This window comes from Pseudomonadota bacterium (genome assembly GCA_039196715.1).
Taxonomy (GTDB): domain Bacteria; phylum Pseudomonadota; class Gammaproteobacteria; order CALCKW01; family CALCKW01; genus CALCKW01.
Window position 1 is genome coordinate 1 of record JBCCUP010000068.1, and the last position, 24,144, is coordinate 24,144.

Sequence of the window (24,144 nt, forward strand, 5' to 3'; positions counted from 1 at the left end):
CTTGTGCTCGTCGTGGTGTTCGTCCTCGTGGTGCTCCTCGTCGTGCTTGTGCTCGTCGTGGTGTTCGTCCTCGTGGGTCTCCTCGCCGTGCTTGTGCTCGTCGTGGTGTTCGTCTTCGTGATGCTCGTCGCCGTGCTTGTGCTCGTCGTGGTGTTCGTCCTCGTGGTGCTCCTCGCCGTGCTTGTGCTCGTCGTGGTGTTCGTCCTCGTGATGCTCGTCACCGTGCTTGTCATCATGGTGGTCGTCGTGGTCCATTTGGGCGAGCATCGCGACGTCCGACTCGGTCACGGCGCAGCCCGCCGCAGCGTTGATCAAAAACGCGCCGGAGAAGGATTCGAGTTTCTCCCGAAGCTGCTCGACGGCAGCCATCTGCGCGTCGGTTTCCGGAGCGTGTTCGAATCCGATCAATGAAGCCGCTGGGCTGTCGAGCGTGATCGCGAGTTCACTGCCCTCCTGCACCAGCTGCAACGTGGCGATGCCGTGGACGTGCGGGTCCAGGGCCTTGGTTTCGGCCCACACGGGCGAGGTGCCGAGCGCCGCTGCCAGCGCACAGGTCAGTTTGGTTTTCATGTTCCGTATCCAGTGAAAGAAAGTGATCTCGCGTCGCCCCCCGGCGGGTGGCCGACGCAGCACAGGTCCTACTGGAGACCCGGGGGGCCGCGGGAGGGGGGCAACGCGCGCCACGCCGTTCGCGTCGCCAGCCGCGGCGCGAGCACGAGCGCCTGCAGCCCGGCCAGCTGCGGAGGCCACGTGGCGTCGGCAAACGGCACGCAGGCCTTTGCCACCGCCCCGTTGGCGGTCAGCGTGCACAGCAGCTGCTCGAACCAGGCGTCGTCGTGGTCGTCCTCGGCACGTGGCACCAGGTGTTCGGCAAACGTCGGGTACGCCTCGTGGAGCGTGTGCGAGTGCGCGTGCCAGTGCAACAGGTCGTGCGCGCTGATGGCCGTCTGATACAGCGCGACACACAGCGCCAACAGCAGTGCGAGACTGCGGCGCAAGGCGGTGCGGTTGCGGTGGACCATGGTGTGGCTCGGCGTTGGGCAAGCGGGTCGATACAGCATCAGAGGCGCACGCGGCCCTGATGTTCAACCCGGTGAGGGCCGTGTCGCACGTCGAGTGCCAAGATTAGCAGCAGCGCGCAGGCCGAGCGGGGCGTTGCCGCGTGGACACCCATGGTAGGTGGCTTGTGCGGTGCGCAGTGGCTCAGAAAACGTACCCACCGAATGGCACGCTGTCGGGCACGACGGCTCTGCGTTGGTCAACGCCGGTTCGGCGGGTGTTCAACGCGTCTCTGTGGTTGGATACCGGATCGTACAGCAGCAGCCGGGCGACGGGTTCACCGGGCCGGGCGGCGCAATTGGGGTCAGGATGCGCCTTTGCCGGGTACGGCGGTGTCTGTCAATGCGCTGCACAGCGGACGCAGGGGTGCAGTGGGTTGCCGACGAGGCTCTGCCTGTCCGTGTGTTCAACCACATTGCGCATGCACATCACGGCGATGCTGTCCGACATGCGCTGGTCGACGCCGAGGTCGTGGCTCATGGAAGCGGCAGGTCAGGGCTAATCGTCCATGCGCTTTCGCATTAGGTTGAGGATCTACACCTGCACGGCGACGTCGAGCGCCGAGCCGGGCTCGGCGCACACGGTCAGTGATGGCGGATTCATTGGCGCGCGAGCCACACCGCGTGTCGGGTAACGATCCAAGCAGCGGCGAATGGCTGGTGCAGCTACATCGTCCTGGTTGGCGCGGACACCAGACTCAGGCAGGGACCGAAGCGACCCCAAGGAGCTCGATGTCCAACTCTGCTCCGGGCAGCCACGTGGCTCAGGTGGTCCAGTGCACGGGACGAAAACTTGCCGTTGCCCTGCGAGGCTTTGCCCACACCGGCCGTGCCGTGCTTGCCGTGAGGGTTACGTACAGGAAACCACGGATGTCGTTGGCAGGCCAGGTGACGTTGCCGTTGCGTGCAGCGAGTGGCCCGCCGGCGTGTTGTGTTGGCGGCCGATGTGCCACCTCAAGAATCCTCTTAAATAACTGAAAGACAGAGATAAAACGCTGTCCTGATGTTGTGGACTGCGGTGCCCGCAGGCACCAGTCGCCCCGCGGGCCGTGCGTCGGCCGCGGTTCAAGCAGGTCGCTCAAGCGGGTCTTTTTGGTTTGCCGTCGTGGAGGGGGCTGCAATCGGCGCTTTGGTTGCTTTGACGTGGTGTAGCGGCGGTGTTGTGTTGTTCGTCGCGGGTTGTTGGCAGCTCACCGAGACGAAGACCATGAACAGACAACACGTACGCGCCCAGTCCCTTCAGACGCTTGCCAGGCTGTGCCTGACGTCGCTTGCAGCGGTGCTGCTGCTGTCCTGCGTGGACACCGTCAGTGAAGTGCGCTTGGCGAAACGCACGATGGGCGTCGCCACGCAGTGGAACGAGGAGATGCTGGTCGCCATTCGCAGCGGCACGGTGCGTCCGACCGTGATCACGCGCGAGATGTTCATCGCGTCGGTCGCCATGTACGACGCGTGGACGGCTTACGATGCAACGGCAACACCCTACGCCTTGCTGCCGAGCTACCGGCGCCCTGCCGAGGAGCACACCGTGGCCAACCAGCAGGCCGCGGTCAGCCACGCTGCCTTCCACGCGCTGACCCGGTTGTACCCGGATCACCACACCAACACCGGCCGATTCGACGCGGTGCTGGCGTCATACGCGCTCACCGCAGTCACCGACACCGCGGGTGATTCCCCGGCCAGTGTCGGCTACCTCGCGGCGATGGCGGCGTTGGCAAACCGTGACAACGATCTTTCGAACGCCGAAAACAACTACGTCGACGTGGTGTCAACGCAGTATCCCGCGTTGTACACGCCATCCAACAGCGCCGACCCGACTGCCGCCACGGCCATCGGGCAGCCCGGTTTTGACCCGAATCGCTGGACCCCGATTCGGGTGCCTAATGGCACGCGCCTCGACGTGAACGGCTTTCCGGAAGTCGATGATCTCGATCCGACCACCTACGACGACCAGACCTTTCTCACCCCCCACTGGGGCGCGGTGCGTCCCTTTGCGTTGAGCAGTGGGGACCAGTTTCGGCCCGACCCACCGCCGCAATACGGGTCGAGCGCGCCCTACACGGACGGGCTCGGCAACACCATGACAAACGATCAAGCCTGGCACCAGCAGGTGGATGAAGTCCTGGCGTACAGCGCAAACCTCAACGACGAACACAAGGTGATCGCTGAGTTCTGGGCTGACGGGCCGCGATCGGAGTCGCCACCGGGACACTGGAATCAACTCGCACACGGCGTGTGTATTCGCGACTACCACGACATCGGCGAGGAGGTGCGGTTGTACTTTGCGCTGAACGCCGCGTTGCTCGATGCGGGGATCGCCACCTGGGAGGCGAAGCGCGCGTACGACTACATACGCCCGGTGAGCGGCATCAAGCACAAGTACACCGGCACCACGGTGGCGGCCTGGGGTGGCCCGGACCTCGGCGTGATCGCGATCGACGGGGCCGACTGGCGTCCGTACCAGGACGTCACGTTCGTGACCCCCCCGTTTGCCGAATACACCTCGGGCCACAGCGGTTTCAGCCGCGCAGCAGCCGAGGTCCTGACGGCCTTCACCGGGACGGCGCAGTTCTACGACGGCACCACAACCACGCTGCAAGACACCAACGGTGACGGACTCGAGGACCTGCTCGGCGAACACATCCAGCACCCGAACACCAACCTGTTCGAGTCTTCGCCCGCGACCACCGTCACGCTGCGGTGGAACACGTTCTACGACGCTGCAGATGAGGCCGGCCTCTCGCGGCTCTACGGTGGAATCCACATCCAGGACGGTGATCTGCGCGGTCGTGCGATCGGCGAATCCGTCGGAAAGCAGGCGTACGCACTGGCCGAACAGTACTGGAGCGGCCACATCACCCGGTGAAACGCCAGTGCGCAACCGGACGGGTGCCCTGCAACGGGAACGTGCTCGGCTAACCGTGACCGCGATCGGGCAGGGCGCCGAGGCACCGGCACCCGGCACGACGCAGTGACGCCAACCCGCTCGGTCTGACAGCAGGCGTCGCCTCGCCATCCGTTGGTGTCGAGGCTCAGCTCGAACGCGCAAGCCGAAACCGTCGACAGCGCACGGCCGACGGCACACTGCGTCGGCGTCCTTAGGGGCTGCCGGTCACATGACAGCGAATCCCACGTAATCCGCCCAGTCGTTCATCGACAAGCGGGCGTCTCCGCGTTTGTGAATCACAATCGTCTAATTTTAATGATAATCATTATCATTTAGATTACCATTCGCATAACTGGGCAGATCCACAGCGAACACAGGAGAGTCGTGTGATGTACATGAAGTTCCGCGTGATGGGCAGTGTCACCCTGGGGGCGGTCGTCGCGGCCACCGGGCTCACGGTGCACGCGCCACGGTCACTGGCCAACGACGAGGCGGTCGATCTGGACGACCTCGTCGTGACGGCCACGCGCACCAAAAAACCGGTGAGCGCCATTCCCGGCACGGTCACCATCATCGAAGAGGAAGAACTCGCCGATCAGCGCCTGAACGCCGAGAGTGTGCCGGGTGTGTTGGAGCACACCGTGCCGGGGTTCGGCCCGGATCTACAGAAACTCACAGGGCGGGCTGAAACCCTGCGCGGTCGCAACCCGTTGTATCTGATCGACGGCGTGCCGCAGCACAACCCCTTGCGCGACGGGTCGCGCGATGGCCACACCATCGACCCGGAATTCATCGAACGTGTCGAGGTGATTCACGGCTCGAACGCGATCCAGGGGATCGGCGCGACGGGCGGTATCGTGAATCTGGTCACCAAGAGCATCGGGAAAGAGGGCGAGTGGGAGAGCGAAGCGGCGCTGAAACTCACGACGGACGATGGCTTCTCCGGCGATGGCCTGTCATCCAAGATCACGTTCCTCAGTGGTATCGAGTCCGGCCCCTGGGATTTCACCGGCGGCTTGTCGTTCCACGACCGGGGCATGTTTTACGATGGAGACGACAACTTTGTCGGCCTGTACCCGACCCAGGGCGACATCATGGATTCCGAGCAGTACGACATCTACCTCAAACTCGGGCACGAGCCGTCAGACACCCAGCGGTATCAGGTGATGCTCAACCGCTTCGATCTGGAGCGCAAGCACGAATTCCGCAGCGTCGACGGTGACCCGACCAACGGGGTGCCAACCACCTCGGAAGCGGGTGCTCCTGTCGATGTAGGTGACCCGGCCAAGAACGATGTAACCACGCTGACGCTCAACTACGACAACACGGATTTTGCTGGCGGCAAGCTGTTCACGCAGGCCTACTACCAGGATTTCTCAGCGCTGTTCGAAGGCGGTGAATTCGGCGGTTTCTTCCGATTGACACCCGCCGGCGACCCGTTCCTCGATCAATCCGAAGTGCAATCCGAGAAGTTCGGGTTGAAGATCGCCCAAACGTGGGACAACGCGGGTGGCGTCGCGGGTCTGTCTCCGTCCATCGGTGCCGACTACCAGCGCGATGCCAGCGCCCAGGTGCTCGCGAGAAGCGACCGCGAGTGGGTGCCGGAGACGGTGCTCGAAGGCGTCTCCGTGTTCGCTCAGGCAGATTACACGCCCAATGACAGACTTCAGCTAACCGGGGGTGTACGGGCTGAAAATGCAAGCCTGAAAGTCGATGATTTTGTCACCATTGCGGCCGCCAACAGCACCCCCGTCAGCGGAGGTAGCCCCGACTACAGCGAGACGTTGGTCAATGCCGGTGTGCTCTACGACCTGACGCCGACGTTCGGCGCCTTTGCCGCGTTTTCCGAAGGTTTCACCATGCCCGATGTGGGACGCGTGCTGCGCGCGGTCAACGTGCCGGGCCAGGACGTGGACACGCTGATCAACCTCGAGCCCGTGATCGCTGAAAACGTGGAGGTGGGTGTTGAATACAGACCCGCCAACGGCGTTGTCTCGCTGACCTGGTTCCAGTCCGACAGTGATTTCGGTTCGCGCCTGAACCTCAATGCCAACAACATCTTCGACGTTGTCCGCGAGAAAACCCGCATTGACGGCATCCAGTTGAGCGGTGAGTACTTCGTCTCCGACAACTCGTCGATCGGATTCAATTACTACAAGTCTGATGGTCGGGTTGATACCGACAACGACGGCTCGCTCGACACCGACCTCGACGGACTGAACATCGCCCCGGACCGCCTGAACGTCTTCGGATTGTTCGAGTTCCGCAACAACGCGCGGCTGCGCGTGCAGGTGTCGCACCTCGAAGACCGGGACTTCGAGGTGTTGGGCGGCACAGGCTTCTCGTTCGAGGGATTCACGACCGCCGACGTGTCGTATGCGATGAACACCCGCTACGGCGACCTGAGCCTGGGAGTCGACAACCTGTTCGACAAGCAGTACATCACCTACTTCTCACAGGCGCAGGCAACCCAACGGGCAGACTCGTACTTTGCAGGGCGTGGCCGTACCCTGTCCGTGCGGTTGGCAAAGCGCTTCTGAGGCGGTGATGGGTTGTGCGGCCCCGGAGCGCATTGCCCGGGGCCTGCACGCCACGTACGCTGCAAGTGTGACCCTCTCGTCAGCGCCGATCCACACCGGATTTCAGTATGTGCCGGCCTGGCAGTGCGCTGGCCTTTCCCGGGCGCGCACTGCGATCGTCGCGCTCGGGCTCAGCCGACACACGTGCGACCCCCACCGACGGCGGCAGCGGTGCTGGCAAACGCACAGTGGGCTCTACAGCGCGCGGATGGGGATGAACCGTGGAGGCTCATTCGGGTTGCGCACGATTTGACAGTGTACCTGGAACACCCGCTCAACCGTCGACTCGCTCAGCACGTCCGCCACGGGACCGTCGGCGGCGATGCGTCCGTCCTGGAACAGTACCAGACGGTCGGCGTGGCCCGCAGCGAGGTTCAGGTCGTGCAACACAACCACGATGGTTTTGTGTCGGGAGTTGCACAGGTCCCTGAGCAACTGAAGCAGCTGCAACGCGTGTTGAATATCGAGGTGATTGGTCGGTTCGTCCAGCAAGATCACGGGCGAGGCCTGGGCCAATACCATTGCCAACCAGACGCGCTGTTGTTGGCCGCCTGACAGGGTTGAGAGACTGCGCTCGCGGTGAGCGTGCATGTCGACCGAGTGCAACGCGGCGTCGGCTGCGTCCCTGTCTTCACGGGTGGCCGATCCGAGCAGGCCGCGGTGCGCGTAGCGTCCCAGCATCACGAGATCCGACACGCTCATGTCTTCCGGCGCTGACGGGGACTGACTCAACATGGCCAGTTCGCGTGCCAGTGACTTGGCGCTGTAGTCTTCGATGGGTTTGCCGTGCAGCTCGCACCCCCCGGCGTCTGCCGAGAGCAAACCGCGCATCAATTTCAACGCGGTGGACTTGCCTGAACCGTTGGGGCCGCAAAATGCGGTGATCTCGCCCGCGGTCAGACTGAGCAGCAGGTTGCGCAACACCGGCAAACCGCCGTAGCCGGCGCGCTCCACATTCAACCGCATGATGCTTTCGTTCGCTTGGCTAGGCACGGGGTTTTCCACTCCTGTACAGCAACCACAAAAAGTACGGTGCACCGATGCCCGCGGTCATCGCGCCCACGGGAATCTCCAACGGCTGGAACGTGAGGCGTGCGATCAGGTCTGCGGCGAGCACGATGGCACTGCCCAACAGCACGCTGCCCGTTAGCATGGCCAGTGGTTGAGCCCGTGTCAGCAGCCGTGCCATGTGCGGCGCGATGAGCCCGACAAAGCCGATCGCCCCGGCAAAGCTCACGGCAACAGCGGTCAGCAACACGGCGGCTGCGGCCAAGCCAAAGCGGACCAACGCCACCGGTACGCCCGTGCTCGCCGCGGACGCATCGTCGAGGGACAACTGCCCGACCGGTCGGCTGAGCAGCAAGGTCATCGGAATCGTCAGTGTGGCAAACGCCGCCAGCACCGTGACGTCCCGCCAGCTTGCCTCGTGTACCGAACCCGCCATCCAGATGAGTGCCTGACTGGCCTGGTAGATGGGGCCCTTGATGATCAAGGTAACCGACACGGCACTGGCCAGTGCACCGACCGCAATGCCGTACAGCACGACGTCATTCCGGTGCCGACGTCCCGTTGCAACCAGAGCAGCCACCAGCGCTGCAGCCAGGCCCGCGCCGAGGATGGCGAAGACCGGCTGCCAACGTATGGAGACGGTCAATGCGTTTGCCTCGTCCGAAAACACCAGGAAGAACACCAGCACGCCGACCGCTGCACCGTCGGTCACACCGAGGATGGAGGGTGACGCCAAAGCATTGCGTACAGCGAACTGCAAGCATGCACCGGCCAAGCCGAGGCACGCACCTGCGAGCAGCGCAAGCAACAACCGTGGCATGCGGATGTTCCAGACGATGATACTGTCAGCGCGACGTCCGGCCCCGACCACCGCAGAGACAACGCGGTCCAACGGCATGAACGAGCTGCCGAGTGCGAGTCCCGCGATCGCGAGGCACACCAATGACAGCGTCAGTGCCAACAGGATTGTCTGGTTTCGAGAACTCATGTCACCGCGCAGACGCCTCTCATTTGCGCAGCAGGTAGACGAGAAAGGGCACGCCGATGACCGCCATGACGGTCCCGACGGGCGCGGGGGTGGGGAAAATCACGAATCGGGACAGGACGTCGGAAACCAAGGCCAACAAGGCCCCAATCAAGGCCGTGTCAATGATCAGGCCGCGGTGCGCCCTCTCGCCCAGCATGCGCGCGAGGTGCGGGGCCACCAGTCCGACGAACGCGATGGGACCGCACAGCGCGACACTCGCACCCGCGAGGACCGCAACCAAGGCAATGAAGCCGAGTCGCGCTCGGTGCACCCGCACACCCAACGCCGTCGCGGTGTCGGCGTCTGTCGTGAGTACGTCCAGCACCGGTGCCCACAGAAACAGCAGCAACGTCACGGGTGCCACCACCACAAGCAGCAGCATTGCCTCCTCGACAGAGCGCGTGGCAAAGCTGCCGGCGAGCCAGAACATGAGTTCCTCCAGCGACGCTTCGTTCAGGATGATGACAGTCTGCGTGCCAGCCGCGAGCAGTGCGGAGACGGTGACACCGGCGAGCAGCGTTGTGGTTGTGGAGGCGTTCGGCCCGATGGACAACACCAGCAGGAACACGGCAGACACGGCGACGAAGGCGCCCAGCGATGCGATGGCCGCCAACTGCGTGAGATCGCCAACGCCGAACAGCGCCACTGCACACACCACGAACAACGCAGCGCCTGCGTTGACGCCGATCAGGCCGGGTTCGGCGACCGGGTTGCGCACAACCGACTGTAAGACAAGCCCCGATATGCCGAGTGCAGCACCGACGACAATGGCGAGCAGGCTGCTCGGGACGCGCACCGTGGCGACGATGATGCCAGCGGTGCTCGATGCATCACCGACGAGCGCCTGCCACACAGTGCCGGGCGGGTAGAAGCGAATGCCGACGTGCAGCGATACCCACGCCACAGTCAGGATGCAGAGCGACAGAATCAGCCGTCGGCGCGTGTCGGTTCGGCTCATGGCGGGGCCCTGACCAAGCGCGCAATCGGGTCGAACTCCGTTCGCAAGCGCGCGCCGTTGGGGCCGTGACAATGATGGGAGCGGCGATTATAATTGAGAATGATTCTCATTCATAGGTAGCCATCATGTCCCTGCGTAGGTTAGCTGCGGGTATCTGTTTGTCGCTGTGCCTGGTTGTTCATGGCGCGGTCGCGCGGGATATCGAGCACAGCATGGGTGTCACCACCGTGCCGGAAAACCCCCAGCGGGTTGCCATTCTGACGAACGAGGGCACAGAGGCTTTGCTCGCACTCGGTGTCACGCCGGTGGCCGCCGCGAACTCCTGGCAGGGCGACCCGTGGTATGCGCACATCGCCGAGCGTATGCAAGGGGTAGAGGCTGTCGGCAAAGAGAGTGCGATCAACCTCGAATTGCTCGCGGCCCTCGAGCCCGATCTCATCATCGGCAACAAGCAGCGTCAGGAGAAAATCTACGAACAACTGTCGTCGATCGCACCGACTGTCCTCAGTGCCCGGTTGCGGGGCGACTGGACGCACAACTTCAAGCTGTACGCCAAGGCCGTGAATCGGGAGCAAGTCGGGCAGGAAGCGCTCGATGCGTTTGTGCAACGGACCCAAGGTCTGGCCGACGCGCTCGGTGATGCATTGAACGAGAAAGTGTCCGTAGTGCGGTTTCTACCCGGTCACTTGCGCATCTACCAGAGAGACAGTTTCTCTGGCTGGATGCTCAACCAGGTCGGATTTGCCCGGCCGGCCAACCAGGATGTGGACGAGTTTGCCTTGCGCGTCGGACGAGAAAGTATTCCCGATATGGACGGCGATCGTATCTTTCACTTCACCTGGGACTCGGGTGACGGCAAGGGCCTCAAGAATGCGAACCGCGTTCTGGAAGACCCGCTTTGGCAGTCGTTGACTGCCGTGCAAGCGGGCCGCGTGCACGCGGTGGAAGACACCATCTGGAACACCGCCGGCGGGATGTTGGCTGCCGAGCTCATGTTGCAGAGCATCGCGGAGGTCTACGGGGTGACGCTGCAGTAGCAGCTGGCGCACAACCTTCGGGGCGACGGCGTTCCGGGTGGGCCGAGCGCACGGGAGCAGAGTCGGACCGCGGTGCGATCGGCTGCTGTGCAAGCTCTGTGTCAGGCTGGAATGGTAAACTTGGCGTTTTACGTCACTCGCGTTGACCACGTGAATCGCCAACCCCATCGCCAGGACACCGCTCATGCCATCCCGTCGCGTCATCATCGTTGGTTCCGGAAACGCCGCCCTGTGTGCGGGGATCGCCGCGCTTGAAAGGGGGGCCGCGGTGCTGATGCTGGAAAAGGCGCCGGTCGAACTTGCCGGTGGCAACACCCAGTACACCGCTGGCGCCATGCGCTTCGCCTACGAAGGCGCGGAGGATCTGCTGCCGCTGCTGCACGACCCAGACGATCCCAAGCTCGAAAGGACCGACTTCGGTGCCTACACGGCGACGCAATTCGGCAACGACCTGCTGGGGTTCAACGAGGGCCAGCCGCTGTCGCCAGAGCAGGAGATTCTTGTCGGTGAATCGATCGATGCCATGCGCTGGCTGGCCGGACACGACGTCAAGTTTGAGCCGATCTACGCGCGTCAGAGTTTCGAGAAGGACGGTCGGCACGTGTTCTGGGGTGGCCTGACCCTCGCAGCCCGCAACGAAGGGGTCGGGCTTTTCGAGCTCGAACGTGCAGCCTACCTGCGCCTCGGCGGTGAAATTCGCTACGACGCCCCGGTGACCGATCTCGTGGTGGAATCCGATCGCGTTGTAGGGGTCAAGGTTGGCGAAGAGGTGCTCTTGGCAGACGCCGTGGTGCTCGCATGTGGGGGCTTCGAATCCGACCCACAACTGCGGGCCGATTACATCGGCGACGATTGGCAGGCCGCGCAGGTGCGGGGTACACCGCACAACACGGGGGACGGCTTGCGCATGGCGCTGGCGCTCGGCGCCGTGCGTCACGGTCGCTTCGACGGCTGCCACGCGACGCCGATGGACCTGCACATGAAGCCGAACGGCAACCTCGACCTGCCGCCCAAGGAGCGCAAGAACTACCGCAAGATCTGTTACTTCCTCGGGGTGATGCTGAACGCGGAGGGACAGCGGTTCGTTGACGAGGGCATCAATTTCCGAAATTACACCTATGCCCAGTTCGGTCGCGCCGTGCTCGAGCAGCCTGGCCACTTTGCCTGGCAGATCTTCGACGCCAAGGTGCTCGACCTGCTCTACGGCGAGTACCACTTCCACGATGCAAGCTACGTCGAGGCGCAGTCGCTCGAGGCGCTCGTGCAACAACTCGAGGGCGTCGATGCCCGCGCCGCGCAAGCCACGCTCGACGCCTACAACGCGGCGGTCGACGACACCGTGCCCTTCGAGCCGTCCGTGCTCGACGGCAAGGCCGCACGGCTGCCGCTGGCGAAGTCCAATTGGGCGCAAAAACTCGACACGCCCCCCTTTCGTGCCTACCCCGTCACCGGCGGTATCACGTTCACCTACGGCGGACTCAAGATCGACGACGACGGCGCCGTGTTGCGTGAGGACGGCTCCGCCATAGCCGGGCTGCATGCCTGCGGCGAGATGGTCGGTGGCGTGTTTTTCGGTGGGTATCCCGGTGGGTCGGGCCTGACGTCCGGTGCCGTGTTCGGCCGTCGTGCCGGTCGGGGTGCAGCCGCCGACTGACGGGTTCTCGGTTGCTGTTTCCACGGGCGTGGACAGCGGCGCGCGCGCCGCTGTCGTGCCTTTGGGCGTTGTGTCCAGGCGCTGTGCACGTGCCTGACTGACCGCCACCTACCTTATTCCAACCTTCGCAGCGCTAGGGTGCCGTGTGGCCGTGAGTCGTGCCCATTTTCACCAGCCAAGATGCGGAGGCGCTGATGCAATACCGAAACCCCAACTCACCCGATGCCGTGGTCCATTTCAAGGACCGCTACGAGAATTTCATTGGCGGCCAGTGGGTCGCGCCGGTCGACGGTGAGTACTTCGACAACGTCTCGCCTGTGACCGGCAAGCCGTTCTGTCAGATACCGCGTTCGAAGGGTGCCGACATCGAGCTGGCGCTGGACGCAGCGCACAAGGCCCGCGACGCCTGGGGCGCGACCTCGGTCACCGAACGGTCGAACATGTTGCTCAAGATCGCCGACCGCATCGAGTCGAACCTCGAAATGCTGGCCGTTGCCGAAACCTGGGACAACGGCAAGGCCGTGCGTGAAACCCTCGCCGCCGATATCCCGCTCGCGGTGGATCACTTTCGCTACTTCGCCGGCTGCGTGCGTGCGCAGGAGGGCTCGCTCGGCGAGATCGACGCGAACACCATGGCGTACCACATCCACGAGCCGCTTGGCGTGGTCGGCCAGATCATCCCCTGGAACTTCCCGATCCTGATGGCGGCCTGGAAACTCGCACCGGCACTGGCGGCTGGAAACTGCGTCGTGCTCAAACCGGCAGAACAGACGCCGGCGACCATCTTGCTGGTCATGGAGCTGATTGCCGACATCGTGCCCGACGGTGTCGTCAACGTGGTCAACGGGTACGGCGAGGAAGCCGGTGCGGCGCTCGCCACCAGTTCGCGGATCGCCAAGATCGCATTCACCGGGTCGACGCCGGTGGGTCAGATCATCCTCGAATCTGCAGCGAAGAACCTGATTCCCTCGACCGTCGAGCTCGGCGGCAAGTCGCCCAACGTGTACTTTTCCGACGTTGTCGATTTCGAGGATGACTACCTCAGCAAATGCGTCGAGGGCACGGTGCTGGCGTTCTTCAACCAGGGCGAGGTGTGCACCTGCCCGTCGCGGCTGCTGGTACAGGAGGACATCTACGACCGGTTCATCGACCTGGTGGTTGAGCGTTCGGCGCAAATCAAGCGCGGCAATCCGCTCGACACCGAGGTCATGGTCGGCGCCCAGGCCTCACAGGAGCAATACGACCGCATCATGAGCTACATGCAGATTGCGCGTGACGAGGGTGCGCAGGTCATCACCGGTGGCGGCAAGGCGGCTGTCGGTGGCGATTTCGACCAGGGCTTCTACGTCGAGCCCACGCTGCTCAAAGGCAGCAACGAGATGCGGGTCTTCCAGGAAGAGATCTTCGGCCCGGTGGTGTCGGTGACCACGTTCAAGGACGAGGCCGAGGCCATTCAAATCGCAAACGACGTCGAGTACGGACTCGGCGCGGGCGTCTGGACGCGTGATGTCAACCGGGCCTACCGTGTGGGCAGGGGTATCCAGGCCGGTCGCGTGTGGACCAACTGTTATCACCTCTACCCGGCGCACGCGACCTTCGGTGGCTACAAGAAGTCCGGCATCGGCCGCGAGACGCACAAGGTGGCGCTCGAGCACTACCAGCAAACCAAGAACCTGCTGGTCAGCTACAGCACCAGTCCGCTCGGGTTCTTCTGAGCGAGACACAAGGCGCGGCCGCGGATCGATGTCAGACACACCGCTACCGCGCCTCTCTCCGGGGCTCGCCGAGTTGGGCGAGCCCCTCGTGGTGCCGTGGCAGGCGTCGACGGCACTGTCGGATGCCTTTGCGTCGATCGAGGTGGTGCGTGCGGAGTTGGGTACGATGCGCGCCTCAGACACCGCGGCGTCGGCCCGCGCCTTGGCCGCTCAACTGGTCGAGGGCACCTGGCCCGGCGGCAGCTGGCCCGTCGCACTCGACTACGCCGGGCACCAGTTTGGCCGGTTCAACGCGGCGCTTGGCGACGGCCGCGTGGTGCAGCTCGGTGAATGTGCAGGGCCGGACGGGCTGGTTGAAATCGGTCTTAAAGGCGTGGGTCGCACCGCCCTTGCGAGCCGGGGCGACGGGTGGGCGGGCACCCGCGAATGCGTCGCCGAATTTGACACCTACCGTGCATTGCAGCGGCTGGGCGTGCCAACCGCCCGCGGCCTTCTGGTGGTCACAGGCGTGCGCGAGGTCCACCGTGGGGGGCGACTGGAGCCTGTCGCGTTATTGTGCCGGACCGCACCGAGTTTTGTGCGCTTTGGCTGCTTCGAGTTGCATTTCCGCCTCGGGCGACACGCCGCATTGCAACGGTTGTGTGACCATGTGATCCCCCGTCACTTCCCCGAGTGTGCCGGCCACGCGGACACCGTCGCGCGGTTTTTCGACGCTGTGGTCGCGCGCACCGCGAGACTCTACGCGGCCTGGCAGGCCGTGCGCTTCGTACACGGTGTGCCCAACACCGACAACCAGTCGATTGTCGGTGTCACGCTGGATGCCGCGCACGGCCGGCTGGGTGAGGGAGTGGTTGATGCGACCGTGGTGCACCCCGACGACCGCGCCGAACGCTTCGCCTTCGGCAACCAGGCGCTCACGGGGTGGTGGAATTGCCGTGTGTTGGCGGCCGCGTTGTCGCCGCTTGCCGCGCAATCGGCGTTGCACGCTGCACTCGACAATTACACCCCGATTTACCGGTCGGCGTTGGCCGATTGGGTGAGTTGATCGCGATCGGGCGCAGCTCAGGTGCGCGCGGCGTGGTGCTCGGGCAGGATACGGAGCATCTGCACGTCGAGGTTGTGGCGCATGTCCACCAGACCGGGTGCGTCCGACCCGGGTGCCAGGGGGCCGCGGTACAGCTGCAATGCACCGCTGGTGTCGCCGCGAGCAACGTGGCGTGTGAGCTCGATGAAGTCGGCTTCGAAAGGCAGCGTCAAGCGGTAGGGTCTGGACCCGATGCCGCCACGCAGCAGGCGCCGAAGATGCGAAAGCTCGGCTTTCAAGGTGCCGAGGCGGACCCGCCGGTCGCCGTAGAGTTTGGCGTGAAAGGCTTCCAATCCGAGGCCATCGGGGTGCAAGGCCAACAGGCAGAGAATCTCGTGTTGGCGCGGGCTCAGCGCCAAGCATTTGCCGTGCAGCAGCGCACGTGCACGACCCAGTGCGTAGAGTTGCAAGCTGACCGGTGTGTGGGCATCGGGCAGGTGGAGGGCGATCCGACGGGCCAGTTCGTTGACCGCGTGCTGGCCAATAGGCGTGTGCCGTGTCCAGGTGGTCGACAGGTCGAGCACGCCGTGCAGCTCGCCGGTCGCCGGGTGGACGATGGGCGCTGCGTAACACACCCAATCGTGCAGCCAGGGTTGGTAGTGCTCCGCCGAAAACACCGTGACCGAGGTCTGCCGTGCGAGTGCCAGCCCGACTGCGTTGGTGCCGGCGCTGAGCTCGCCCCAGTGTCCGCCCGCGGTGAAGTGAGCTGATTCGGCGCGGTCGAGCATGTGATTGCTGGCATGGGTCCAGAGCAGTTTGCCGCTGGCGTCGGCGAGCGCCGCAACGTAGCCGCCGCTCAGCGCCAATTCGTCGAGCTCGGCGTTGGCCGCCCGGTAGGCCCGGTAAAGCGGCGAGGCGCGCCAGGACGCGCGCACGTCGGCGGCATCGTCAACGGGCACGTGGCTCACCGGCGCGGGCGGGTGAGCGCGTTGGCTACGGTCCCAGGAGGCGGCAATCTCGGCGCGGATGTCCGCCGCGTCACCGCCCCGGTCGTGCACCAAGCACCGCCAGCCGTGCTCGGCGGCATCGCGCTGTTCGGTCAACCACGTGCGGTAGGAACGGTCCATTGCGAATTTCCAGACGACCCGGACGGGCGCAGCGCGCTGCAGCGCAGATGGGAACGAGTCTTATTCGCAATATAGTGCGTGTCGCGCGCTTTGCGCAACGGTGAAGCGGCACTTATTTGCGTCGCGCCGCTGTTGCAGCACGCTCTCGGCGTGCGTGGGCTGGCATCGAGCGCGCTGTGCTCAACGCTGCATGAGCTTGGGGTTCAATGCGTCGTTGAGCCCGTCGCCAACAAGCGAGATCGCGAGCACGGTGATGAAAATCGCGACGCCCGGGATGGTCACGGTGTAGCCGGCGTCGAGGATGTACTGTCGATTCGAGCCGATGATCTGCCCCCAACTGACCACATTCGGGTCAGTGAGTCCCAGAAAGGACAAGCCGGCCTCGAACAGGATGGCGGAGCCCACCATGAGTGCCGATTGCACGATGATTGGGGGCAGCGCGTTAGGCAGGATGACCCGGAACATGAGCTTGCCGTTGGACGCGCCGGTCGAGCGCGAGGCCTTGACGTATTCGAGCTCGCGAATGCGCAGGAACTCCGAGCGTGTGATGCGTGCGACGGCTGTCCAACTCACCACCCCGATGGCGAAGGTGATCATCGGCAGTGACGCGCCGAAGAGGGCCACCAACACCATCGAGAACAACAGTGTCGGCAGCACCTGGAAAAACTCGGTGATGCGCATCAGCACCTCTTCAACCCAGCCTCGGTAGAAGCCTGCGAGTGCGCCGACGCTCACACCGATGAAAATCGACACCAGCGCAGCAGAGAGCCCGATCAACAGCGACACCCGGGCCCCGTTGATGATCATGGCCAGCAGATCGCGGCCAAGGTAGTCGGTACCGAGAAGAAAACCCTCTTGTCCCGGTGGGCTGAACGGCGCCCACACCATCTCGAAGGGATCGGTCGGGTACAGCACTGGCCCGATGACCGCGCTGATCACGATCACGACAAGCACGACCAGTGCCGCGACCGCAGCGTGGTTGGTCAAAAAGGCGCGCCACGCGAGCGCAACCGGAGATTGCCTCTCGTGGAGTCCGGAGGCCGCGCTCATTGACGACCTCGGATGCGGGGGTCGATCCACTGCAGAACCGTGTCCGTGATGAGGTTGCCGACGATCACGACCAGCGCAGAGAAAAACAGGATACCGAGGATGGTGGGCGTGTCCCGCGCGATGATCGATTGAAAGGCCAGCGTGCCAAGCCCGGGCCAGGAAAACACCGTCTCGACCAGGACAGCGCCTGATATCACGGCACTGAACTGCAAGCCTGCGAGCGTCACGACCGGCGAGAGTGAATTTTTCAGCGCATGACGGTAGACCACGCGCCGTTCGCTCAAGCCCTTGGCGTGGGCTGTGCGCACGTAGTCGGAACTCAGTTCTTCGAGCATGGTGGCTCTTGCCAGGCGGGAGTAGAGCGCGAGGAAAATGGACGACAGCGTGATCATGGGCAACACGAGGTGCCGCGCCACGTCCAGGAAATGCACCCAGAAGCCGCCAGAAATGGTCACATCGCGCATGCCGGCCACGGGGAACCACTGGATCTGCAGCGAGAAGCCGATCAGCAGCAGGATGCCCGTCCAGAACACGGGCGCCGAGTACCCGAACAATGCGATGAAGGTGACGACATGGCTGGTGATGCCGTTCGGTTTGCGTGCCGACATCACGCCGAGCAGCACGCCGATGATCAGCGCCAGCATCTGCGCGGAGATGACCAACAGCAGCGTGGCCGGTAGCCGTTCGAGGATCAGCTGCGTCACAGGTTGGTTGTAGAAGAACGAGTGACCGAGGTCGAACTGCAAAACGCCACCGACGTAGCGGCCGAGCTGCACCAGAAACGGCTGGTCGAGACCGTAGTCGGCCCGAATCTGATCGAGCAGTTCCTTGTCAGCGCCACCCATGGACTGGCTGATGGTGTCGGCAACGTCACCGGGGGCAAGGTGCATGAGCGAGAAATTCAGCACCAACACCGCGATCAGCAAAGCCGCTGCGTAGAAGAGTCTGACAAACAGGTTTTGCAGAAAGGACAAGGGCGGTGTCTCTGACGGCGGTGGCACCGGCGGCGACAAACCGCCGGTGCCGTCGCGACGGACTTACTCGGTCAGGTAGGTCATGTCGATGGGCGTGGACGTGCCCCAGATGCCGAGCGGCGGGTTACCCACTTTGCTGTTGTACACCGTGTGGTACGGCAGCGTGTTGACGTGGTAGACCGGCACCTCGTTCGCGATGATCGCCTGGAACTCGTCGTAGAGCGCCTTGCGCTTCGCCGGGTCGGACTCGACCGCCGCCATGGCCATGAGCTCGTCAACGCGCTCGTTGGCGTAGCCCTGGGTGTTGGACCAGACGCCCTTGGCGATGTTGGTGCTGTCGTAGGTGCGGTGCACGCCGATCACCGGGTCACCCCAATTGAAGACGGTGTCCCAACTGAGGTCGAAGTCCATGGTGCCCATGCGCTTGGCCCAGGTCGGGAAGTCGGCACTTGCGCGCACCTCCACGTCGATGCCCACCTTCTTCAGCGCGGCCTTGACGTACTCGACCTGCGGTTTGACACCCGGCCAACCAAAATCGATGGTCAGACCGAAGCGCGAATCGCCGTCCATCGGGAAGCCGGCTTCGTCGAGCAGCGCGTTGGCCTTGTCGAGGTCGACTGCGTAGTTTTCGACGTCGTTGTTGTAGAACGGGCTGTCGGGGTGGATGCCGGTGCGCGACTCGGCGGCCGTGCCCTGCATGAGTGCCTTCATGATGAAGTTCTTGTCGACCGCGTAGGCGATGGCCTGGCGCACACGCACGTCTGCCAGCGGGCCCTTGGTGGTGTTCATTGCCAGCCAGTCCAGCGGTCCGATGCCGCCGTAGCCTTCCGACGTGACGGTCAGGCCGTCGACTTTTTTGAGGCGGTTGATGATGCGCGGCAGCGACTCGAACGCGCCCATGTGGATCTCGCCGTTCTCGTAGGCGATGGCGCGTGCGGCCGGGTCGGTGATGATGCGCATCACGACCTTGTCGAGGTACGGGCGGCCTTCGATGAAGAAGTCGTCGAAGCGCTCGAGAATGACGTGCTCACCGGACTTGTATTCGACGAGCTTGAACGGGCCGGAGCCGACGGTGTTCTCATTGTTGCGCGGGTGCGCCTTGACGTCTTCGATTGCACCGTCGCCGTAGATATGCTTCGGAATGATCGACATCAACTGGCCGGACATCGCGAGCATCAGGGCCGGGTGCGGCTTGGAGAGCTTCAGCACCGCGGTGTGCGCGTCGGGCGTTTCAACGCTCTCGACCGGGGCGAACATCGACTTGAACGGGTGGTTGGCCTTGATCACGTCGACCGAGAATGCGACGTCTTCGGAGGTGAGCGGCTCGCCGTCGTGGAACTTCGCGTTCTTGACGAGGTTCAATGTCACGGTCAGGCCGTCGTCGGAAATGTCCCAGCTTTCGGCGAGGTACGGCTGCGGTGTCCAGTCTTCGTCGTAACGCAAGGGTGACGCGAAAAGCTGTGCACCGGGGTAGCCGGTCACGATGCCCGATTGCACGGCAGAGTTCAGGTTGCGCACGTTCGAGCCGAGCACGGTCACCAGTGTGCCGCCGCGCACGGGTTCGGCCGCAACCTGGCCACTGACGGCCACCGCCGCAAGCACGGCCGAGGCGACCAGCCCCTTCATGTAGTGTTTCATCATGTTCCTCCACAGGGTGTCTGGTGTGCTGGTTGAACCTTACCCCAGCCACCACCAAACCAAAACCGTTTGCCCCGGCAGGTTCACGCCTGCGTCGGGGGGTGCACCGACCTCGCGACCGGATCCATCTCAGGGTCTCTGTCTTTGATGGCAAATGCAAGGTTGCAAGGCGCTGCTCGGGCCGCGCCCACTCGGCAGTGTCGCGTGACGACGGTAATTTGGCGGCCCGGTGCGCAAAGCGCTACCCATCGCTGCCCGATGCTGTTTCAATCCTGATTCGGGTCGACCCCTCGAGAGCGCCATGTCCGACACCACCGTCTACGTTGCCAAGAAGATCATCACCATGAACCCGAGCCGCCCCGAGGCGACGCACGTCGCGGTGCGCGACGGTCGCATCCTGAGCGCCGGGTCCTTCGAGGATGTCGCATCCTGGGGCGCACACACGCTCGACAACCGCTTTGCCGACAAGGTGCTGATGCCGGGGTTTGTCGAGGGCCACGCGCACACCATGGAGGGCTCGCTCTGGGCCAAGGTCTACTGCGGGTGGTTCGACCGAGCCGACCCCGACGGTCAGGTCTGGGACGGGCTCAAGTCGATCGACGCCGTGATCGAGCGTCTTCAGATCGCGGCGCAGGCGCTCGAGGACCCCGAGGCCCCGGTGTCGGGGTGGCAGCTCGACCCGATCTACATGGACAACGTTCGGGTCAACCGGGCCGACCTCGACCGCGTCTCGCGCGAACGCCCGGTTGGCGTCTTGCACGCGTCCGGGCACATCCTCAACGTCAACTCCAGGGCGCTCGAACTCGCCGGGTTGCTCAAGCCCGGGGTGGAACACCCGGGCATCCCGCTCGGCGAGGACGGGCTGCCCACCGGCGAACTCAAGGGGCCCGAGGCGATGACGCCGGTCGGTCAGCACGTCGGATTCGCGCGCAGCATGCTCGACGCGGACGAGGCCGGCTTGCGCAACTTTGCCAAGCTCTGCGTGCGCACCGGCACCACGACCATCACCGACCTTGCCTCGCGCATGGAGCCCGAGACGGTCGAGATGATGCTGCGGGTCACCGGCGAAGACGATTACCCGATCTGCCTGGTACCGCTCCGGTTCTTCATGGGGCTTTCACCCGAGGACCTCGTCAGCGAGGTGCTGTCGCTCAAGTCGCGCTCGACAGAGCGGCTGCGCATGGGGCGGATCAAGATCGTCGCCGACGGCTCGATCCAGGGTTTCTCGGCGCGCCTGCGCTGGCCGGGCTACCACAACGGCGCGCCAAATGGCCTCTGGTATATCGCGCCTGATCAGCTCGAGGAGATTCTCACGCGCGCGCTGGAGGCCCGCGTGCAGGTCCATGTCCACACCAACGGTGATCAGGCCACGCAGCTGCTGCTGGAGAAGTTCGCGCTCGCGGTTCAGGCGCACCCGAACCCCGATCACCGCTTCACCATCCAGCACTGCCAGTTGGCCGACGCAGCCCAGTTTCGCCAGGCGGGCAAGCTCGGGCTGTGCGCCAACCTCTTCGCCAACCACCATTTCTACTGGGGTGATGAACACTACCGGCTCACCGTCGGGCCGGACCGCGCCACACGCATGAACGCCTGCCGCACGGCGCTCGACGCCGGCGTGCCACTCGCGATCCACTCGGACGCGCCGGTCACGCCGCTCGGCCCGCTCTTCACCGCCTGGGCGGCGGTCAACCGCATCACCGCGTCCGGCCGGGTGCAGGGCGAGAGCGAGCGCATCAAGGTGGCCGAAGCGCTTTATGCCATCACGCTCGGCGCGGCCTACACGTTGCACCTGGACGGCGAGGTCGGGTCGATCGAGACCGGCAAACGCGCCGATTTCGCCGTGCTCGAGGCCGACCCGACGGCGGTCAGCCCCGGCAAGCTCAAGGACATCGGGGTCTGGGGCACGGTGCAGGCGGGCAGGGTGTTTGCCGCCAGCGAGCTGGAACCGTGACGCTGCCGGTGACCGTGGTCGGCGGCTACCTCGGCGCCGGCAAGACCACATTGGTCAACCATCTGCTTCGGCACGCCGCAGGGCAACGCCTGGCCATTCTCGTCAACGAATTCGGTGCGCTGCCGATCGACGAAGACCTGATCATTGCCGAGAGCGACGACCTCATCTCGATCGCGGGCGGCTGCATCTGCTGCACGTTCGGGTCCGATCTGTCCGAGGCGATGATCGCGCTCGCTGCGCGCGAGCCGCAGCCGGACCACGTGGTAATCGAATCCTCGGGGGTGGCGATGCCGGGTGCGATCGGCGCGAGCCTCGGTCTGCTTGCGGGCTTCTCGCTCGCTGGTATCGTCGTGCTGGCTGACAGCGAGACCGTGCAGCGCCACGCCGAGGACGAGTACCTCGGCGACACCACGTTGCGCCAGTTGCACGACGCCCACCTGATCATCCAGACCAAGACCGACCTCGTTGATGCCGACCGGGCCGCCGCCGTGCACGGCTGGCTCGGTGAGGTCAACGCGTCGGCGGCCTGTGTGCGCGCGACCCACGGCCGCGTGCCGAACGCCGTGGTGCTCGGCCAACACGGCGCGGCGGCGGTGGCGTCCGACGCGGTACACGCGGACGCAGCCTACGAAAGCCGGGTGTATGCGGTGCCCGGCAACCGCGACGCACAGGCCTTGGCCGCGGCAATCGCGACCGGCGGGTATGGCGTCATCCGCGGCAAGGGCTTCGTCACCGACGCGCGCGGCGACACGCAGCTTGTCCAGACAGTGGGCGCGCGGGCCCGCGTCGAAGCCTACCGTGGCGACGTGGCGTCGGAGATCGTTTGCATCGGCCTTCGCGGTGCGCTCGACACCGCCGGGCTCGACGCGCTTTTCGCCGCCGCCTAAGCGTACGCTGAGGCCTGTGGGAGCGTCTGCCTTGCACAGGGCCGCGTGATTGTGGCGGTTCGGATGTCCAAGCGCGACACGCGGGGCGCGCCTGCGAGGCACCCTTCAGCGACCTTGGGGCGAATAAACGCAGACGTGAGATAAGGCTGTTCGCTGCGTCTTGCCTTGCAAGGACGCAGCTCCCACGAAGCGACCACATACCTGTGGGAGCGTCTGCCTTGCGCAGCAAGCAGGCGCGAATGGCTCAGGCTCGGACATCAATAGGGAACACCAGGCTCCCGCCCTGCGACGCCGACAGAGCGACGTCGACGACACGCTCCGTGCTCGCCGTATTCGCCGTGTCTCGTTTCACGAGGACACGGCTCCCACAAAACCGCGGCACAGTTTCAGCTCCACGCCCGTGGGAGCGTCTGCCTTGCGTAGCAAGGCCGCATGAATGTGGCGGTTCGGATATCTAAGCGCGACACTAGGGACGCGTCTACGACCCCGGGGCGAACAGACGCAGTCCAGAGATGGGTCCATTCGCCGCGTCTTGCTTTGCAAGGACGCAGCTCCCACGAAGCGACCACTTACTAGTGGGAGCGTCTGCCTTGCGCAGCAAGCAGGCGCGAATGGCTGAGGCTCGGACATCAATAGGGAACACCAGACTCCCGCCCTACGACGCCGACGGAGCGACGTCGACGACACGCTCCGTGCCCGCCGTATTCGCCGTGTCTCGTTTCACGAGCACGCGGCTCCCACAAAAGCATCACGTACCGAGCGGCACCGATAGTCTCAACGCGTCAGTGGCGTCGCGCAGCCGACAGCGCGCCACACACCGGTACCCCAGACTGGGACACCACCACGACGGCCCCTGTCCATGCAGACGCGCACCGCCTTGATGGGGGCAGCGTGCGCGGTCGCCGCGGTTTTCTGCTTCTCCTTCAACGACCTCACCGTCAAGTGGCTGAGTGGCGACTACCCGCTGCACGAACTCACGCTGTTCCGCTCGGCGATCGGCCTGGTGATCATCCTGACCGTCCTGCTTCCACTCATGGGCGGCGTGCCGATGCTCAAAACGAAACGGCCGGTGCCGCACATTGCGCGTGGGCTGTGCGTCGTCTTCGCCAACGGGTTCTTCTTTCTCGGCCTCGCCGAGCTCGGTCTGGCGGACGCGGTCGCCATCTTCTTTGTCAGCCCGCTCCTGATCACGGTGTTCTCGGTGGTGTTCCTGCGCGAAAAGGTCGGCCCACGCCGCTGGTTCGCCGTGATGATCGGCCTGGTCGGCGTGCTGATCATGGTCAAGCCCGGCACCTCGGCGTTCACGCCCTACGCTCTCCTGCCCATGATCGCTGCAGTCTGCTATGCGAGCCTGCACATGCTGACGCGTCTGATCGGGGGCACGGAAGCCGCGCTGACCATGACGTTCTACATCCAGTTCACTTTTCTTCTGACCTCGATCGCAATCGGCCTCGGCATCGGCGACGGCCGCTTCGATCAGTTCGATTCGGCGTCGTTGCAGTTTCTGTTTCGCTCGTGGACGGTGCCGGAACTCGCCGATCTGCCGTTTTTCATCGTGATGGGTGTCTGC

Annotated in this window: 19 protein-coding genes; 9 read left to right on the top strand and 10 right to left on the bottom strand. The window is 64.4% G+C overall.

From position 1 onward, the window contains the following. The 3 genes from AAGA11_18175 to AAGA11_18185 form a co-directional block, all read right to left on the bottom strand. A partial coding sequence (locus AAGA11_18175) for a DUF2796 domain-containing protein (protein MEM9604797.1) occupies nucleotides 1-570 on the bottom strand: 570 nt, incomplete at its 3' end. 68 nt (nucleotides 571-638) lie between these two features. Then, on the bottom strand, nucleotides 639-1,022 hold the full coding sequence (locus tag AAGA11_18180) for a hypothetical protein (protein MEM9604798.1): 384 nt from the start codon (nucleotides 1,020-1,022) through the stop codon (nucleotides 639-641). 376 nt (nucleotides 1,023-1,398) lie between these two features. Further along, on the bottom strand, nucleotides 1,399-1,539 hold the full coding sequence (locus tag AAGA11_18185; protein MEM9604799.1) for a hypothetical protein: 141 nt from the start codon (nucleotides 1,537-1,539) through the stop codon (nucleotides 1,399-1,401). A 726-nt stretch (nucleotides 1,540-2,265) separates the two neighbouring features. Here AAGA11_18185 and AAGA11_18190 point away from each other — a divergent pair. Further along, nucleotides 2,266-3,924, top strand: a complete 1,659-nt coding sequence (locus tag AAGA11_18190; protein MEM9604800.1) for a vanadium-dependent haloperoxidase — start codon at nucleotides 2,266-2,268, stop codon at nucleotides 3,922-3,924. Between the two features lie 410 nt (nucleotides 3,925-4,334). After that, nucleotides 4,335-6,485 carry a TonB-dependent receptor gene (locus AAGA11_18195; protein ID MEM9604801.1) on the top strand — a complete coding sequence of 717 codons (2,151 nt, stop codon included), beginning with the start codon at nucleotides 4,335-4,337 and terminating at the stop codon, nucleotides 6,483-6,485. Nucleotides 6,486-6,719: 234 nt separating this feature from the next. Here AAGA11_18195 and AAGA11_18200 read toward each other — a convergent pair whose 3' ends face one another. From AAGA11_18200 to AAGA11_18210, 3 genes are read right to left on the bottom strand one after another with little or no spacing between them, the layout of a single operon-like run. Further along, the gene (locus AAGA11_18200; protein ID MEM9604802.1) at nucleotides 6,720-7,517 is read right to left on the bottom strand and encodes an ABC transporter ATP-binding protein; all 798 of its coding nucleotides are present in this window, start codon (nucleotides 7,515-7,517) and stop codon (nucleotides 6,720-6,722) included. Next, nucleotides 7,510-8,520, bottom strand: coding sequence for an iron ABC transporter permease (locus AAGA11_18205; GenBank protein MEM9604803.1), 1,011 nt, complete (start codon nucleotides 8,518-8,520; stop codon nucleotides 7,510-7,512). The genes AAGA11_18200 and AAGA11_18205 overlap by 8 nt, the downstream gene beginning before the upstream one ends. Nucleotides 8,521-8,539: 19 nt before the next feature. Continuing rightward, nucleotides 8,540-9,517: an iron ABC transporter permease gene (locus AAGA11_18210; protein ID MEM9604804.1), complete on the bottom strand. Its 978-nt coding sequence runs from the start codon at nucleotides 9,515-9,517 to the stop codon at nucleotides 8,540-8,542. A 212-nt stretch (nucleotides 9,518-9,729) separates the two neighbouring features. On the opposite strand from AAGA11_18210, the gene AAGA11_18215 reads away from it, so the two are divergent. The 4 genes from AAGA11_18215 (at nucleotide 9,730) to AAGA11_18230 (ending at nucleotide 14,968) form a co-directional block, all read left to right on the top strand. Beyond that, entirely contained in the window at nucleotides 9,730-10,554 is an 825-nt protein-coding gene (locus AAGA11_18215; GenBank protein MEM9604805.1) for an iron-siderophore ABC transporter substrate-binding protein, read from the top strand. A 184-nt stretch (nucleotides 10,555-10,738) separates the two neighbouring features. Next, nucleotides 10,739-12,208 carry an FAD-dependent tricarballylate dehydrogenase TcuA gene (tcuA, locus tag AAGA11_18220; protein ID MEM9604806.1) on the top strand — a complete coding sequence of 490 codons (1,470 nt, stop codon included), beginning with the start codon at nucleotides 10,739-10,741 and terminating at the stop codon, nucleotides 12,206-12,208. Between the two features lie 194 nt (nucleotides 12,209-12,402). Further along, entirely contained in the window at nucleotides 12,403-13,923 is a 1,521-nt protein-coding gene (locus AAGA11_18225; protein ID MEM9604807.1) for an aldehyde dehydrogenase family protein, read from the top strand. A 28-nt stretch (nucleotides 13,924-13,951) separates the two neighbouring features. Further along, nucleotides 13,952-14,968 (top strand): protein adenylyltransferase SelO family protein, encoded by a 1,017-nt coding sequence (locus AAGA11_18230; GenBank protein MEM9604808.1) that lies wholly within the window; start codon nucleotides 13,952-13,954, stop codon nucleotides 14,966-14,968. Nucleotides 14,969-14,985: 17 nt separating this feature from the next. Here AAGA11_18230 and AAGA11_18235 read toward each other — a convergent pair whose 3' ends face one another. The 4 genes from AAGA11_18235 to AAGA11_18250 all read right to left on the bottom strand — a co-directional run bounded on the left by AAGA11_18235 (nucleotide 14,986) and on the right by AAGA11_18250 (nucleotide 19,736). Next, nucleotides 14,986-16,074 (bottom strand): GAF domain-containing protein, encoded by a 1,089-nt coding sequence (locus AAGA11_18235; protein ID MEM9604809.1) that lies wholly within the window; start codon nucleotides 16,072-16,074, stop codon nucleotides 14,986-14,988. Nucleotides 16,075-16,254: 180 nt separating this feature from the next. Next, entirely contained in the window at nucleotides 16,255-17,124 is an 870-nt protein-coding gene (locus tag AAGA11_18240; protein ID MEM9604810.1) for an ABC transporter permease, read from the bottom strand. Beyond that, nucleotides 17,121-18,098 (bottom strand): ABC transporter permease, encoded by a 978-nt coding sequence (locus tag AAGA11_18245; protein ID MEM9604811.1) that lies wholly within the window; start codon nucleotides 18,096-18,098, stop codon nucleotides 17,121-17,123. Before AAGA11_18245 ends, AAGA11_18240 begins: the two co-directional genes overlap by 4 nt. Nucleotides 18,099-18,161: 63 nt before the next feature. Next, nucleotides 18,162-19,736, bottom strand: a complete 1,575-nt coding sequence (locus AAGA11_18250; protein ID MEM9604812.1) for an ABC transporter substrate-binding protein — start codon at nucleotides 19,734-19,736, stop codon at nucleotides 18,162-18,164. Nucleotides 19,737-20,037: 301 nt separating this feature from the next. On the opposite strand from AAGA11_18250, the gene AAGA11_18255 reads away from it, so the two are divergent. The 3 genes from AAGA11_18255 to AAGA11_18265 form a co-directional block, all read left to right on the top strand. Then, a complete protein-coding gene (locus AAGA11_18255; GenBank protein ID MEM9604813.1) occupies nucleotides 20,038-21,687 on the top strand; it encodes an amidohydrolase in 1,650 nt (549 codons plus the stop codon). Then, nucleotides 21,684-22,574, top strand: coding sequence for a CobW family GTP-binding protein (locus AAGA11_18260; protein MEM9604814.1), 891 nt, complete (start codon nucleotides 21,684-21,686; stop codon nucleotides 22,572-22,574). Before AAGA11_18255 ends, AAGA11_18260 begins: the two co-directional genes overlap by 4 nt. A gap of 859 nt (nucleotides 22,575-23,433) precedes the next feature. Then, nucleotides 23,434-24,144 (top strand): DMT family transporter (locus tag AAGA11_18265; protein ID MEM9604815.1); only part of this gene is annotated, 711 nt, incomplete at its 3' end.

Coding starts and splice junctions, on each gene's coding strand:
- AAGA11_18180 (MEM9604798.1), bottom strand. CDS start 1,022: ATGGTCCACCGCAACCGCACCGCCTTGCGCCGCAGTCTCGCACTGCTG.
- AAGA11_18185 (MEM9604799.1), bottom strand. CDS start 1,539: ATGAGCCACGACCTCGGCGTCGACCAGCGCATGTCGGACAGCATCGCC.
- AAGA11_18190 (MEM9604800.1), top strand. CDS start 2,266: ATGAACAGACAACACGTACGCGCCCAGTCCCTTCAGACGCTTGCCAGG.
- AAGA11_18195 (MEM9604801.1), top strand. CDS start 4,335: ATGTACATGAAGTTCCGCGTGATGGGCAGTGTCACCCTGGGGGCGGTC.
- AAGA11_18205 (MEM9604803.1), bottom strand. CDS start 8,520: ATGAGTTCTCGAAACCAGACAATCCTGTTGGCACTGACGCTGTCATTG.
- AAGA11_18210 (MEM9604804.1), bottom strand. CDS start 9,517: ATGAGCCGAACCGACACGCGCCGACGGCTGATTCTGTCGCTCTGCATC.
- AAGA11_18215 (MEM9604805.1), top strand. CDS start 9,730: ATGGGTGTCACCACCGTGCCGGAAAACCCCCAGCGGGTTGCCATTCTG.
- tcuA (MEM9604806.1), top strand. CDS start 10,739: ATGCCATCCCGTCGCGTCATCATCGTTGGTTCCGGAAACGCCGCCCTG.
- AAGA11_18225 (MEM9604807.1), top strand. CDS start 12,403: ATGCAATACCGAAACCCCAACTCACCCGATGCCGTGGTCCATTTCAAG.
- AAGA11_18230 (MEM9604808.1), top strand. CDS start 13,952: ATGTCAGACACACCGCTACCGCGCCTCTCTCCGGGGCTCGCCGAGTTG.
- AAGA11_18235 (MEM9604809.1), bottom strand. CDS start 16,074: ATGGACCGTTCCTACCGCACGTGGTTGACCGAACAGCGCGATGCCGCC.
- AAGA11_18240 (MEM9604810.1), bottom strand. CDS start 17,124: ATGAGCGCGGCCTCCGGACTCCACGAGAGGCAATCTCCGGTTGCGCTC.
- AAGA11_18250 (MEM9604812.1), bottom strand. CDS start 19,736: ATGAAACACTACATGAAGGGGCTGGTCGCCTCGGCCGTGCTTGCGGCG.
- AAGA11_18255 (MEM9604813.1), top strand. CDS start 20,038: ATGTCCGACACCACCGTCTACGTTGCCAAGAAGATCATCACCATGAAC.